Source organism: Pseudomonas sp. SIMBA_068 (assembly GCF_046534705.1).
GTDB lineage: Bacteria > Pseudomonadota > Gammaproteobacteria > Pseudomonadales > Pseudomonadaceae > Aquipseudomonas > Aquipseudomonas putida.
Map to the genome: position 1 here is coordinate 1 of NZ_JAWRYI010000798.1, position 262 is coordinate 262.

Genomic DNA, 262 nt, shown 5'->3' on the forward strand with positions numbered 1-262 from the left:
GGCGAACGCCATGAAGAGCACCCGCGCAAGTCGCCCTACAACACCCTGGTGCTGATCGACAACAACGGCGAGATCGTGCAGAAGTACCGCAAGATCATCCCTTGGTGCCCGATCGAAGGCTGGTACCCCGGCGGCCAGACCTACGTTGCCGATGGCCCCAAGGGCCTGAAAATCAGCATGATCATCTGCGATGACGGCAACTACCCGGAAATCTGGCGCGACTGCGCCATGAAAGGCGCCGAGCTGATCGTGCGTTGCCAGG

1 protein-coding gene is annotated in these 262 nt (G+C 61.1%); it reads left to right on the forward strand.

The genetic code is table 11. The annotated features are described in order from the left end of the window. Window positions 1–262: nitrilase-related carbon-nitrogen hydrolase (locus tag SB756_RS31500; RefSeq protein WP_410913426.1), on the forward strand; the 262-nt coding region annotated here is incomplete at both ends.